The organism is Flavobacteriales bacterium (assembly GCA_016713875.1).
In the GTDB taxonomy this organism is placed as follows: domain Bacteria; phylum Bacteroidota; class Bacteroidia; order Flavobacteriales_F; family PHOS-HE28; genus PHOS-HE28.
Window position 1 is genome coordinate 3698059 of sequence record JADJOI010000003.1, and the last position, 12787, is coordinate 3710845.

The 12787-nt window shown below is 66.4% G+C and carries 13 protein-coding genes; 8 read left to right on the forward strand and 5 right to left on the reverse strand.

Features of this window, described 5'->3' with window-relative positions; translation table 11 throughout:
- Positions 1-4: 4 nt before the first annotated feature.
- From IPJ87_17285 to IPJ87_17295, 3 genes are read left to right on the forward strand one after another with little or no spacing between them, the layout of a single operon-like run.
- Positions 5-550 (forward strand): leucine-rich repeat domain-containing protein, encoded by a 546-nt coding sequence (locus IPJ87_17285; protein ID MBK7943600.1) that lies wholly within the window; start codon positions 5-7, stop codon positions 548-550.
- Complete coding sequence (locus tag IPJ87_17290) at positions 447-686, forward strand: leucine-rich repeat domain-containing protein (protein MBK7943601.1); 240 nt, start codon at positions 447-449, stop codon at positions 684-686. The genes IPJ87_17285 and IPJ87_17290 overlap by 104 nt, the downstream gene beginning before the upstream one ends.
- Positions 687-699: 13 nt before the next feature.
- On the forward strand, positions 700-1293 hold the full coding sequence (locus IPJ87_17295) for a nicotinamide mononucleotide transporter (protein ID MBK7943602.1): 594 nt from the start codon (positions 700-702) through the stop codon (positions 1291-1293).
- An 8-nt stretch (positions 1294-1301) separates the two neighbouring features.
- On the opposite strand, the gene IPJ87_17300 is transcribed toward IPJ87_17295, so the two are convergent.
- The 3 genes from IPJ87_17300 to IPJ87_17310 all read right to left on the reverse strand — a co-directional run bounded on the left by IPJ87_17300 (position 1302) and on the right by IPJ87_17310 (position 6056).
- On the reverse strand, positions 1302-2681 hold the full coding sequence (locus IPJ87_17300) for a carotenoid biosynthesis protein (GenBank protein MBK7943603.1): 1380 nt from the start codon (positions 2679-2681) through the stop codon (positions 1302-1304).
- Complete coding sequence (gene crtI, locus IPJ87_17305) at positions 2678-4159, reverse strand: phytoene desaturase (GenBank protein MBK7943604.1); 1482 nt, start codon at positions 4157-4159, stop codon at positions 2678-2680. Before crtI ends, IPJ87_17300 begins: the two co-directional genes overlap by 4 nt.
- A 64-nt stretch (positions 4160-4223) precedes the next feature.
- On the reverse strand, positions 4224-6056 hold the full coding sequence (locus IPJ87_17310; protein ID MBK7943605.1) for a T9SS type A sorting domain-containing protein: 1833 nt from the start codon (positions 6054-6056) through the stop codon (positions 4224-4226).
- Positions 6057-6146: 90 nt separating this feature from the next.
- Here IPJ87_17310 and IPJ87_17315 point away from each other — a divergent pair, with 90 nt between their 5' ends.
- From IPJ87_17315 to IPJ87_17335, 5 genes are all read left to right on the forward strand, one after another.
- Positions 6147-6728, forward strand: coding sequence for an ATP-binding protein (locus tag IPJ87_17315; protein ID MBK7943606.1), 582 nt, complete (start codon positions 6147-6149; stop codon positions 6726-6728).
- A gap of 20 nt (positions 6729-6748) precedes the next feature.
- Positions 6749-7144, forward strand: a complete 396-nt coding sequence (locus IPJ87_17320) for a nucleotidyltransferase substrate binding protein (GenBank protein MBK7943607.1) — start codon at positions 6749-6751, stop codon at positions 7142-7144.
- The gene (locus tag IPJ87_17325; protein ID MBK7943608.1) at positions 7137-7427 is read left to right on the forward strand and encodes a nucleotidyltransferase domain-containing protein; all 291 of its coding nucleotides are present in this window, start codon (positions 7137-7139) and stop codon (positions 7425-7427) included. Before IPJ87_17320 ends, IPJ87_17325 begins: the two co-directional genes overlap by 8 nt.
- 179 nt (positions 7428-7606) lie before the next feature.
- Positions 7607-9997 (forward strand): carboxypeptidase regulatory-like domain-containing protein, encoded by a 2391-nt coding sequence (locus IPJ87_17330; protein MBK7943609.1) that lies wholly within the window; start codon positions 7607-7609, stop codon positions 9995-9997.
- A 156-nt stretch (positions 9998-10153) separates the two neighbouring features.
- Positions 10154-11902, forward strand: coding sequence for an SIR2 family protein (locus IPJ87_17335; protein MBK7943610.1), 1749 nt, complete (start codon positions 10154-10156; stop codon positions 11900-11902).
- Between the two features lie 10 nt (positions 11903-11912).
- Here IPJ87_17335 and IPJ87_17340 read toward each other — a convergent pair whose 3' ends face one another.
- The gene (locus IPJ87_17340) at positions 11913-12428 is read right to left on the reverse strand and encodes an IS630 family transposase (GenBank protein ID MBK7943611.1); all 516 of its coding nucleotides are present in this window, start codon (positions 12426-12428) and stop codon (positions 11913-11915) included.
- A complete protein-coding gene (locus IPJ87_17345; GenBank protein ID MBK7943612.1) occupies positions 12418-12729 on the reverse strand; it encodes a winged helix-turn-helix domain-containing protein in 312 nt (103 codons plus the stop codon). The genes IPJ87_17340 and IPJ87_17345 overlap by 11 nt, the downstream gene beginning before the upstream one ends.
- Positions 12730-12787: the final 58 nt, after the last annotated feature.

The window sequence follows — 12787 nt, forward strand, 5'->3', positions numbered from 1 at the left end:
CACCATGTACACCGTGCTCCGCTGCATCGTCAAGAACGGCCGACCGTCTCCGGCCTCGGGCTCGCAGGCGCGCTTCGTCCGCCTCGTTCTTCGTTCCTGGTTCTTTTTCCTTGTTCCTTATTCCTTCTCGCCGGCCACCCACGCTCAGCCCCTGCCGCAGTCCACGCTGGACACCGTGCGTACCTACCGCAGCCTGGAACGCGCGTTGGCCGAGCCCATGCAGGTGTACCGGTTGGACCTGAGCAAGCAGAAGCTGAAGGCCGTGCCCGAAGAGCTTCGCCGCCTGCCCAACCTCAACGCGCTGGACCTGGGCCGCAACAAGCTGAAGGAGCTGCCCGCCTGGTTCACGGATCTGGCCCACCTGCAGGAGCTGACCCTGAGCGGCAACAAGCTCGTCGCGTTCCCCGAAGTGATTCTGCGGGTTGCGCCACCTGAAGCGACTGGACATGAGCCGAAACGCGCTCACCGGTCTTCCGGCCTGCCTCGGCCGCCTCAAGGAGCTCACCAGCCTCGACCTGTGGAGCAACGACCTGGCCACCTTTCCCGATGAGCTGGAACAGCTCGAGGCCCTGCGCTACGTGGACCTGCGGGTGATCCAGTTCAGCCCCAAGGAGATGGAGCGCATCGCCGGGCTGTGGCCGCGTGCGAAGATCCAGTTCAGCGCGCCGTGCAACTGCGGCATGTGAGCGTGCGCCGCGGATGAGCCCCTTCGCCTGGAGCCTGCTGGAAGCCGTGGCCGCTGCGGGCAACCTGGCCTACACGGTGCTCATGCTCTACGAGCGGCGCATCGGCTGGATCTTCGGCATCGCGGCGTCGGCGTTGGGCATCGCGCTCTTCCTTCACCAGCAGGTGTATGCGCAGGTGGCGCTGAACGGCGTGTACGTGATCATGGGCGTGTATGGCTGGTGGTCGTGGGGCCGCGGCCCGGGGGCCGAGCTGCCGATCGTCCGTCATGGGGCCGCCTTCCACGGGGCCGTCATCGGCGCCGGTCTGGCGGGCACCGTGGCGCTGGCGCTGCTGCTGCGCCTGCTCCCCGGTGCGCAGCATGTGTCGATGGACGGCTTCGCCACGGCCTTCAGCCTGCTGGCCACCTGGATGCTGGCGCGCAAGGTGCTGGAGAACTGGGCCTACTGGATCGTGGCCGACACCGTGGCCATCGCGCTCTACGCGATGCTCGGGCTGTGGTGGTACGTGGGCCTGTACGCGGTGTACGTGGTGCTGTCGGCCTCGGCACTGCGGCGCTGGCACCGGCAGTGGCATGAAGCACGGCAACGTACCTCTTCCCAGGCTTGACCTACAGCTCAGTCCGCGCCGCGACCGGGCACGGGCGGTGGCAGGTCGCCGTGCGCACGCTGCAGCGGCCGCTCGTAGAAGGTGACGGTGAGCAGCAGGAAGAACAGCAGGTACATGCTGTCCTCCAGCGGGATGGTGCCCACGCGGATCCCCAGGTTCTCGGCGTCGTTGTACCACACCACCGGTTCGTCGAGCAGCGTGCCGGTGAGGATGCCGTTCACCAGCATGAAGGGGACCAGGTTCACCGCATAGGCCAGCAGGAAGCGGCCCAGGTAAGGGCTGCGCAGCACGAACACATGCACGGCCAGCAGGGCGGCGGTGCACAGGAAGGTGATCGCCGTGTAGATGCGGTCGATGTGGATCCCGCCCACGGCGGTGAGCACCACGATAAGCGCGATCGCCAGCGGCCGGGCCACGCGCCCCAGCACGTCGCGGCGCACGAAGTAGCGCATCACCTCGTAGATGAAGGTGCAGGAATAGGGCACCACCAGGAAGAAGAGCCATTCCTCGATGGGCAGGCCGCCGATATGCGGCCCAGTGAGGTAGCGCGGGTTGAAGCCCCACACGCCGGTGGCCGTGAAGATGGCGTCCCACGCGATGAAGGTGGCGGCCATCACGGCCGTGCCGGTGAACAGCCCGGGCCACTTGCGCCAGTACCGCACACGGGGCTCGAAGCTGCGCTGCAGCGGAAAGCTCAGCGTGAAGAGGTCGAGCGCCAGATAGGTGTACGCCTCGCGGCCCTGCAGTGCGCCGATGCCGATGATGCCCGCGAAGAAGAAGAGCTGCGCGCCCAGCACCACGGGGGCCAGCGGGTTCGTGCGTTTCACCGGCAGGGTGAAGTAGGCGGCGAAGAAGACCGCGCTCACCAGGCCCCAGGCGATGTAGTTGCGCATGGGCACCACACCGCCGTCCCAGGTCCAGAAGCCCAGCTGCATGGCCACGGGCTCGATCAGCAGGTCCACGCCCACCATCACCAGGGAGGCCACGGCGATGCGGGCCCAGGTGGGCAGGGCCACCCCGGCGATCAGCGGGCCGATGCACAGCACGAGCAGCAGCCAGTTGACGCCGATCATCAGCGGCGTGTCCCACAGCTTCAGCCCCAGCGCGTCGCCATACTGGTAGTGCCCGAAGATGACCCCGGTGCGTACGCCCGCCATCTCCACCAGGAAGCCCAGCACGAGCACGCCCGCCGCGAACGCCAGGGTGAGCGCATCGGGCCGGGTGTGCAGCAGCAGCAGCAGGGCGATGATCAGCAGGGTCACCGGGGTGAGCGGCACGAGGTGTTCGGCCCACGGGCTGGCCAGGCCGGCCAGGCCCACGGACTGCAGCACCACGATGATGAAGGTGGCCCTGGTCCGGTCGAACCACTGGAGCAGACGCTGCATCATGCGGGGGGCAGGACTTCGGTGGCGATGCGGGCGCTCAGCAGGCTCAACGGGATGCCGCCGCCGGGGTGCACGCTGCCGCCGCAGAAGTGCAGGCCGCGCACCGTCGGATGGTCGTTGGGGTGGCGAAGGAAGGCCGCCCACGGCGTGTTGCTGCTGGTGCCGTAGATGGAGCCCTGGTGGCTGAAGGTCGCGGCCTCGATGCCGGCGGGGTCCAGCACCTCCTCCACGGCGATCCGCGGCGCCAGGTCCACCCCCAGGGTACGTCGCACCTTGTCCAGCACCGTGCGCCGGGCGTGCGCCACCAAGGCGTCACGGTCCTGTCCGATGTGGCGCGGCGCATTGATCATCACGAACCAGTTCTCACAACCCGGCGGCGCGTCCTCGGGGTCCTCCTTGCTGGTGATGTTGATGTACACCGTGGGGTCGTCGCCCAGGTCCAGCGTGTCGAACAGGTGTCGGAACTCCGCGCGGTAGTCCCGGCTGAAGAGGATGTTGTGCAGGCCCAGCTCGGGGAAGCTCCGGTCGATCCCCCAGCAAAAGACCAGCGCCGAGCTGCTGCGCTCCTGCCGCAGGGTGCGCTCGGGTGCGGGCAGATCGGGCATCAGCCTGCGGTAGGCCGGCTCCACGTCCATGTTGCACAGCACGACCTCGGCATCCACATCGGTCCCGTTCACACGCACGCCCGCCACCCGTCGCCGGTCCGCGCTGAAGCGGATGCGCTCCACCGCCGCGTCGAAGTGGTACTGCACGCCGAGCTCCGTGCCCAGGCTGTGCAACGCGCGCACGATGCGGTGCATGCCGCCCACCGCGTGGTAGGCGCCCCGGCCGTGCTCCAATCCGGGGATCATGCGCATGATCCCCGGGCTGCGGTGCGGGTCGCTCCCGTTATAGGTGGCGTAGCGGTCGAAGAGCTGCACGGCCTTGGGGTGGCGCAGGGCGCGGGTGTTCACGTCGTGCAGGCTGCCGAAGAGCTCCCGCGGACGTGCGGCCAGCAGGGCTTGCGCCACGCCACCGTTCCACAGGGTGCTCCAGCGGTGCAGCGAGTGCTCCAGGAATGTGCGACCCGTGCGGTCGAGCAGGGCGGAGGCCCGCCGCAGGTGCTTCCGGGTGACGGCGCGCGGGACGTCGAGCACGCGTTCCAGCTCCTCCGCGAGCCGCTCCGGATCGCTCCAGCCCGTCACGCGGGTGCCATCCTCCCACCAGTATCGGAAGGCGATCTCGGTGGGCCGGAAGCTGAAGTGCGGAGCCATGGGCCGGCCGGCGAGGGTGAAGAGCTCCTCCACCAGGTGCGGCAGCGTCAACAGGGAAGGGCCTTTGTCGAAGCGGAAGCCGCCGAGGTGGAGCTCCGCCAACTTGCCACCGGGCGCGGCGGCGGCCTCGTAGGCGTCCACGCGGTAGCCCTTCACCGCCAGGCGCACAGCAGCGGCCAGCCCGGCCACGCCGGTACCGATCACGACGGCGCGCGCAGGCTTCCCCATGGGCGCAAAGGAACGAACGGGCCCCCGCAGTGGTTCGCGGAGGCCCGTTCGCGCAGTGCCGGGATCAGCGCTTGGTGAACGGCGCAGCGCGCCAGCGGCCATCGGTGCCCACGCTCAACCAGTACGCACCGGGCGTCAGCGTATGCACATCGATGCGCTGGCGATCGCCACCGGTGGCCGCGTGGTCCTGCACCACCCGACCGGCGGCGTCGGTGATGCGCAGGATGGTGCCCGCCTCCACGCTCGCAGGCAGGGTCACGTCCAACAGCGCATCGGCCGGAACGGGGAAGAGGCCGGGCATCGGGCGGTCATCATCGGGAAGGCCCAGGCTGAGGTCGGTGATGGCCACATGGTCGTACACCATGGCGAAGTCGCCGCCCATCACCAGCGCGTTGCTCAAGGTGGCCAGCGCATGAACAGGGGCTTCCAGCCAGGCCATCGGCTCGGCCGCATCGGGTGTGCCATGGAAGCGGCCGATGTGGGAGCCATCGGTCATCATCTGGTAGATGGTGAAGTCGCCTCCGAAGTACAGGGTGTTTCCGTGGTGCGCGAGCGAGCTGATGTACGTGGGACCCGGCCCGGCCGGCATGTACAGGTCGTGACCGGGAAGAAGATGCTCCCAGGTCGTGGCGCCGGTGGCCAGACGAGCCAGACCGTAGGTGGGCACGATGTTGGCCCAGAGGTCGCCCGCGGCGTACAAGGTGTCGTTCGCGCTCAGCAGTGCACGCGCCGGCGCATCGAGCCCGATGGCCAGGTTCTGCCAGTCGCTGCTGCCGATGGTGGCGCAGTGCAGCAGCACCGGCTCGATCGGCGCTTCCAGCGTGGTGAAGGCGCCGCCGGCCACCAGTTGACCGTTGTGCGTGGCCAGGGCCATCACGGTGGCGTCGAAGGGGCTGCCCACCTGTTCCCACATGCCGTTCACGAGGCGCTTCACCACATCATCGGTGCCCGCGAACCCGCTGGCCTCGCCCGCGGCGTGCAGCACGCCGTTGTGCACGTGCAGCGCGTGGGTGCGCGGCGCCATGCCGGGGAACACGTTCGTGTACGACCAGCTGGTCCCGTTCCACACGGCCAGGTCGGCCTGCTCGTTCTCGAAGGTGCCGCCCAGGACGATCGATCCGTTGTGCAGCACCGCGCAGCTGGCCGCACCGCTCACGCCGGTGCCCAGTGCGCTGTAGCTGCTTCCGTTCCAGAGGGCCACGCGGGTGGCTGCGTTGCCGCCGGCGGTGGTGAAGGCGCCGGCCACCAGCAGATCGCCGTTGCCCAGCGCGAGCAGGGCCGTTACGCTGCTGTCCGTGCCCGTGCCCAGCGTGTTCCATGGGATGCTGGGCGGATACCCGGGCTGGATCCACGCCAGCTCATCGGCGCTGAAGCCATGCTCCACGGCCCAGCCAGCGATCGGGGCTCCAAGCGATGGCGACCGCAGCAGGTCGGCCACGTAGGCCAGCTCCTGCTCGTCATCGATGCGTTCGGCCAGCGCACGATGACCGCTCTCGATCATCAGCTGACCCACCGCGCAGGCCGTGTGGTGCGGATCGATGAACACCGGGTTACGGTACGGCAGCACATGGTTCTGCGGAAAGGTGCGGCGCTCGGCGTACGCGCCCAGGGCGTTGAGCAGACGGTGGCGCTCCTCCGCCTGCGCGGCCGAAAGTCCCTCAGGGGCGCGGGAGACGAGCTGTTCGCGCACCAGGCGCAGGTGCGCGGCGATGCGCTCGGCCTCGCTGTGGAAGGCCACGACGGCCTCTCCACCTTCGGGGGTGGGGTCCATCACCGCCCATTGGCGGTTCACTTCGAGCAGGTGCGTCCGCAGCGGGGCGCTTTGCTGCGGGGCTATTTGCGCATGAAGCGCGAGGGCGCCCAACAGGAAGATCGGGAGTATGCAGGTCCGGTTCATGGTCGTTCAGCTTGGTCCGTGTTGCCGGGTAGAGGAGGGCGCACGCCACAACGCTGCCTGCACGGTGATGGACCGTTACTTTCACGGCGGATGGAGCTGGTGCGCATCGCCATCGTGGGGCCCGAGAGCAGCGGCAAAACAACGCTGTGCGAGGCGCTCATGCATCACTTCTTCGCCGGTCACGTCACCGAAGGCGCGCGCGAATACCTGGAAGAGCTCGACCGGCCCTACACCGAGGACGATGTGCTGGAGATGGCGCGCGGTCAGGCGCAAATGCACCAGGATGCGCCGCAGTTCGCGGCGGAGCACTGGGAGGCGATCGGCGGTGCCGACGGCGGCGGCGCCGCGCCCATCGAACCGGTCTTCTTCGACACCGACACCGTGAACTTCGTGATCTGGTCCCGCGAGAAGTTCGGACGCGTGCACCCGACCATCGAGCGCCTGGTGGACGAAGTGGGCTATGACTGGCGCCTGCTCTGCCGGCCGGACATGCCCTGGGAGCCCGATCCCCTGCGCGAGAACCCGCACGACCGGCACCGCCTCTTCGAGGTGTGGGTGAACGAACTGCGCACGCGCAGCCTGCCCTTCACAGTGGTCGAGGGCGATCACGCGCGGCGGATGGATGTGGCCACGCTCGTGGTGGAGGACCTGATGCGGCGGGGGCGGCGTTGACCCGGTATCTTCGGCGGCACATGGCCACCGGCACGCTCGACCTCGGTCCGTTGCGCCGCTCGCTCAGCGCGCTGCGCAAGGTGACGCGCATGGACCTGGACGACGATGTGGTCCGTGATGCCGCCGTGAAGCGCTTCGAGTTCACCTACGAGATGGCGTGGAAGATGATGCGGCCCCACCTGCAATGGACCGGCATGCAGGAGCTGGACAACGTTCCGAGGCGCGAGCTTTTCCGCATCGCCGCCCGGGCCTCGCTCATCGACGATCCATCGCCTTGGTTCGCCTATCACGAGGCCCGCAACCTCACGAGCCACACCTACGATGAGGTGAGCGCGCGCAAAGTGACGGCGTTGCTGGGCGCGTTCGTCAAGGACACGGCCCTCCTCCTGCGCCGATTGAAGGAACACCATGCTTGACCTGCATCCCGATCATCGCGCCGAGGTGCGGCGGATCCTGGCCGAGCAGGTGCCCGGTGCGAAGGCCTGGGCCTTCGGTTCGCGCGTGAAGGGCACGGCGCGGCCCTTCAGCGACCTCGATCTGGCCATCGACGCGGGTGCCGAGCTCGACCTGGCCACCCTGGCCGAATTGCGTCATGCGTTCCAGGAGAGCGACCTGCCGATCAGTGTGGACCTGCTCGACCTGCGCGCGGTGCGGCCCGCGATCAAGCGGCGCGTTCGGATGGAGCAGGTGCCCATCTGAGCATTCGCGTGCCAGGTCCGCCGATCCCGGATCTACCTTCGCCCCGTCGTGCAACGGGGTGCCCCGCCTTCGGGAGGGTGCTGAGATCATACCCGACGAACCTGCGCAGGTAATGCTGCGAAGGGACCCGGCCCGCAACGGGGCTTCTCCGCGTCACGACCCGCACCCCCGGAGAAGCCATGCATCCCCTTCGCACCCTCGCCCTCTGCGGCGCGCTGGCACCGCTGCTCACCAGCGCCCAGGCCATCCTGCGCGGCACCCTCACCGATGATCAAGGCGGGCCGCTGCCCGGCGCCACCGTGGTGGTGGGCGACGACCAGCGCTTCGGCACGAGCGCCGACCCGCAGGGCCGTTACGTGCTGCATGGTCTGCGCACCGGACCGCAGCGCGTCCGCATCGCCCACCTGGGCTTCGCGCCGGTGGACACGGTGATCGCACTGGGCGATGGGGAACAGCGCCTGGACCTGATGCTGCGCCCGCAGGCCCGGCTGCTGCGCAGTGCCGAAGTGGTGGCCGTGCGCGCCGGCGAGCGCGCACCGGTGGCCCAGAGCACCCTCACCCGCGAGGAGCTCATGCGGAGCAATACGGGGGTCGACCTGCCCATCCTGCTCGACGCGCAGCCCAGCGTGGTCACCACCACGGACGCGGGCACGGGCATCGGCTACACCGGTCTGCGCGTGCGCGGCACCGACCCCACGCGCATCAACGTCACCGTCAACGGCGTGCCCATCAACGACGCCGAGAGCCAGGCGGTGTTCTGGGTGAACATGCCCGACCTGGCGAGCAGCACGCAGGACGTGCAGCTGCAGCGCGGCGTGGGCACCAGCACCAACGGACCCGGTGCCTTCGGGGCCAGCATCAACCTGCGCACCACCACGGTGAGCGAGGCCCCCTTCGGCGAGGTGAGCGCTTTCGGCGGATCGTTCAACACGCGGCGCTTCACCGCGCGCGCCGGCACGGGCACATCGGCCGCCGGCCTCAGCCTCGACGCGCGCCTCAGCCACATCGCCAGCGACGGCTACATCGATCGCGCCAGCGCCGACCTGAAGAGCTACTTCGTGCAGGGCGCCTGGGCGGGCCGCACGCGCAGCCTGCGCTTCATCACCTTCGGCGGGCGCGAGGTCACCTACCAGGCCTGGGCCGGCGTGCCGCGCGAAGTGATCGATACGAACCGGACTTACAACCCCTACACCTATGCCAACGAGGTGGACGACTACCGGCAGCTCCACTACCAGTTGTTGTTCGACCAGCAGTTGGGCGGGCGCACCACCATCAACCTCACCGGCTTCCGCACGGACGGCCGCGGCTTCTTCGAGAGCTACGAGGACGAGGCCGACCTGGGCTTCTTCGGCATCGGCGCACCGGTGATCGGCGGCGACACCGTCCGCACCGGCGACCTGGTGCAGCGGCGCTGGCTGGACAACACGCTGCTCGGCGTCAACGCCTCGCTGACGCACCGCTTCCGCGCGCACCAGCTCATCGTGGGCGGCAGCTACAGCGACTACCGCGGCGACCACTTCGGCGAGGTCATCTGGGCGCGCTTCGCCGGCGCCACCGCCCCCGGCGATCGCTACTACACCAACGATGCCCGCAAGCGCGACGCCAACGCCTTCGCCAAGCTCACCTACAGCGTCGGCGACCGTGTGCAGCTCTATGGCGATGTGCAGGTGCGCCAGGTGGACCATGCCTTCCTCGGCTTCGACGATGAGCTGGACAACGTCACCCAGAACGCCGCCTTCACCTTCTTCAACCCCAAGGCCGGGGTGGACTGGCGCGTGCACGAGGGCGGGCGGATGTATGCCAGCGCGGCCGTCGCCAACCGCGAGCCCAACCGCGACGACTTCACGGAGACCACGCCCGGCAGCCGCCCCACGAGCGAACGCCTGGTGGACGTCGAGGCCGGCTACGAACGCCGCAGCGGGCGCCTGGCCGTGGGCCTCAACGGCTACTACATGCACTACACCGACCAGCTGGTGCTCACCGGCGAACTGAACGATGTGGGCGCCGCGCTGCGCACCAACGTGCCCCGCAGCTACCGCGCAGGCCTGGAGCTCACCTGGGCGCTGCGCCCCGTGCGCCGGCTGTTGTGGAAGGGCAACGCCACCTGGAGCCGCAACCGCATCCTCGACCTCGTGGAGTACGTGGACGACTGGGACAGCGGTGGTCAGCAGGCCGTCCGCTACACGGAGACGCCCATCGCCTTCAGCCCCGAGTGGATCGCCGGCAGCGAGCTCGCCTTCACGCTCTGGGACAAGACCGACCACGGCCGTGCGGACATCGCGTGGGTGACCAAGTTCGTGGGCGAGCAGTTCCTCGACAACAGCGGCAGCGCCGCCCGCAGGCTCGATGCCTTCGTAGTGAACGACCTGCGCCTCAACGCCTCGCTGCACCGGCTGTTCCGGATCCCGACCATCGACCTCACCCTCACCGTGCGCAACGTCCTCAGCGAACAATACGAGAACAACGGTTGGAGCTACAGCTTCATCGAGGGCGGTGCGCGCCACGAGCTCGTGGGCCTCTATCCCCAGGCGCCGATCCACGTGCTGGGCGGGGTGACGGTGCGGTGGTGAGCGGCGGATCAGATATGCAGCGCGGATCGATTTTCGCTGCGTGTGGCATTGGCGTACGTTGGATAGTAGCCGATGTCGACTATTTTCGTCGGCGACCGAAGCACTTATTGCCCACGTACTATCTCGATCAGTAAGATGCTAACACCACTTGAACAGATGCGTGAGGCGCTTGAAAAGCGCCGCGCCGTCGTGGTGGTCGGGACAGGCGTTTCGATCATGGCGACCGACGGTGCGGAATGTGCATCCTGGGCAGGCCTATTGAAACAAGGTGCCAACTACTGCACGGACCGGGGCTGGATCGATGCGAAGAAGCGCACTGCCTTCGATAGTCTCATGGCAGCAGGAGAAGTGGTTTTGGCGGCAGGGATGGTGCGCAAGGCTTTTGGAACCCGCATGTTCGAGTTTGAGCAGTGGCTGGATGGCACTGTTGGGGCGTTGATGCCGACGCATCCGGAAGTGCTTGATTGCATTCATGGCTTGAGTGCACCATTGATCACCTTGAACTATGATCAACTGTTGGAGCGAACTTGCCCAATGAGGTCCGAAGCGATCACATGGAGACAAGGATATCAGTGTCTTCAATTCATGAATGGCAAGGCTCCTGCGAAAATTCTACATTTGCACGGATACTACAAGTCTCCGGAATCGGTCGTTCTGGACATCGCTTCCTACGATACGATCGTGAATGACCAGTTCGCTGAGGCCTTCCGGAATGCGATTAGCATGACGCGATCCATCATCTATGTGGGCTGTGGTGGAACATTCGAGGACCCTCACTTTGAAGCGTTTCGTGCTTGGGCCTCTAACGAGCTCAAGGGTTACACACAATCTCATTATCGACTGGTTCGCGAGGAGGAGTTTGAAGATGCGCAGAGGTTGCATGCAAGCGACCGGATCACTCCGATCGTTTATGGCAAGGACTACAACGAGCTACCTGCGTTCCTAAGAGGTTTGGCGCCAGCTAGTGTTGAACTCAAGAGTTCAGTGATCGCTGCACCGCCGCCATTACGCTTACCACCGGCTCCGCTCACCTTCGGCCGGGACGAAGAGATCAAAGCGCTTGTTGGGGCGATGCTGAGCCAGAGCGGACGCCCTGTTTGTGTTACAGGTGGCCCAGGCTTCGGAAAGTCGAACCTTTGCTTGGCCGCCTTGCATAACACCGATGTCGAAGCGCGCTTCGGACCGCGGCGCTTCTTCGTGCGCCTGGATGGCTCTGCCACATTGAGCGACATGGCCACCGCCATCGCGAATGCCATGGGCGTGGTTGCCGTGGCATCGCAGTCCATCGATGACGTGGTTCTGAATGAACTGGCACGGGAGCCGGTGGCCTTGGCCCTGGATAATATCGAAACACCATGGGAGCCGACGGACCAGCGCGTGGCCGTGGAGGAGTTCCTCGCTCGGATGATCAGCATCAAGCATGTGTTGTTGGTGGCGACGATACGAGGAGTTGAACAACCCGGCCGGCTGGCGTGGCTGGAGCCGATACCGCATTTGGATCCATTGGCAGGTGATGCGGCGCGAGAAATGTTCTTGAGCGTAGCCCCGGAGCACGATAAGGACCAGGACCTTGAGGAATTGCTCGTTGAACTCGCCGGATGGCCGCTCGCGATCAACCTGATGGCGCACCAGAGCAGAGGAGCGGGATCGATAACGCGTGTGCTGGAGCGGTGGAGGACGGAGAAAACGAAGATGCTCAAGCGTGGCGTGGCGAGCGACCGTCTGGACAACCTCCATGTCTCCATCGATTGCTCCTTGAACAGCCCGCGTATGACAGACGAAGCCAAGCGACTCTGGCGGTGTATTGCAGAACTGCCTGAAGGATCGGCCACAGGCGACCTTGCCCACATTGGCTTCTCATCAACAGGCGTCCACACCCTTGAGCAATTACTGAGCCGGTGGTGAAGATCCGGTTTCATGCGGCATATCGAACATCGGGGTGACCGAAGTAGCTTTTGATGTGCTTGGGCTTCTTGGACACGCTTCGGTAATGGGCCAAGATGTTCTCAACGAGTTGCTCCTCGGTGCGCGGCGGCGGAGCGCTGGTCACGTTCTTCTTCAGGTCGGCATTGGCCACCTCCACGGGGTTGAGTTCGGGTGAGTAGCCCGGCATGAAGAACAGTTCGATGCGCTCCTTGTGCTTTTCCAGCCATGGGCGCAGGACTTTGGCATGATGCACCGGCAGGTTGTCCAGGATGAGGAACACCTTGCGCTTTGCCCCTTTGATCAAACGTGCGAGGAAATCCTGGAAGATCTCCGCATCAAGGGCGCCCTTGAAGACCATCCACCGCATCTGGCCGCGATTGGTGATGGTGGAGATGATCGAACGGCCGAAGCGCTTGTTCAGCACACGCACCACCGGCGTCTTGCCACGCTTGGCGAAGCTCCGTCCACGCACATCATCATTGCGCAGGCCGGTCTCATCCCCCAATGGATGTCCGCGCCCTCCATTCGGCCCTGCGCTTGATCGCCGGATAGACCTCTTCACGCCACTTGCGCACCAGTTCGGGCCGCTGTTCTGCTGCGCGGCGCATCGGCTTCTGTGCGCTGAAGCCCCAACGGCTCAAGTAGTCGGTCATCGTGCGTTCGGGCAGCACTACGCCGAAGCGTTCTTTGATCAACAGCGCGATGGCCTTGCGTGACCACAGCGCATAGGGCAACTTCAATTGATCGGGCATCTTGTCAGCGATCAGCCGAAGTGTCTGCTTCTGCTGCTCTTGCGTCAGGATCATGCCGCTGCCTTGCGGCCGCCCGCTGCGGCATACCTCAACGGCTCTCCATCCCCGCGCT

Bases quoted from the DNA above. Each gene is read 5' to 3' on its own strand.
- IPJ87_17285 (MBK7943600.1), top strand. From the start codon at position 5: ATGTACACCGTGCTCCGCTGCATCGTCAAGAACGGCCGACCGTCTCCG.
- IPJ87_17290 (MBK7943601.1), top strand. From the start codon at position 447: ATGAGCCGAAACGCGCTCACCGGTCTTCCGGCCTGCCTCGGCCGCCTC.
- IPJ87_17295 (MBK7943602.1), top strand. From the start codon at position 700: ATGAGCCCCTTCGCCTGGAGCCTGCTGGAAGCCGTGGCCGCTGCGGGC.
- IPJ87_17300 (MBK7943603.1), bottom strand. From the start codon at position 2,681: ATGATGCAGCGTCTGCTCCAGTGGTTCGACCGGACCAGGGCCACCTTC.
- crtI (MBK7943604.1), bottom strand. From the start codon at position 4,159: ATGGGGAAGCCTGCGCGCGCCGTCGTGATCGGTACCGGCGTGGCCGGG.
- IPJ87_17310 (MBK7943605.1), bottom strand. From the start codon at position 6,056: ATGAACCGGACCTGCATACTCCCGATCTTCCTGTTGGGCGCCCTCGCG.
- IPJ87_17315 (MBK7943606.1), top strand. From the start codon at position 6,147: ATGGAGCTGGTGCGCATCGCCATCGTGGGGCCCGAGAGCAGCGGCAAA.
- IPJ87_17320 (MBK7943607.1), top strand. From the start codon at position 6,749: ATGGCCACCGGCACGCTCGACCTCGGTCCGTTGCGCCGCTCGCTCAGC.
- IPJ87_17325 (MBK7943608.1), top strand. From the start codon at position 7,137: ATGCTTGACCTGCATCCCGATCATCGCGCCGAGGTGCGGCGGATCCTG.
- IPJ87_17330 (MBK7943609.1), top strand. From the start codon at position 7,607: ATGCATCCCCTTCGCACCCTCGCCCTCTGCGGCGCGCTGGCACCGCTG.
- IPJ87_17335 (MBK7943610.1), top strand. From the start codon at position 10,154: ATGCGTGAGGCGCTTGAAAAGCGCCGCGCCGTCGTGGTGGTCGGGACA.
- IPJ87_17345 (MBK7943612.1), bottom strand. From the start codon at position 12,729: ATGATCCTGACGCAAGAGCAGCAGAAGCAGACACTTCGGCTGATCGCT.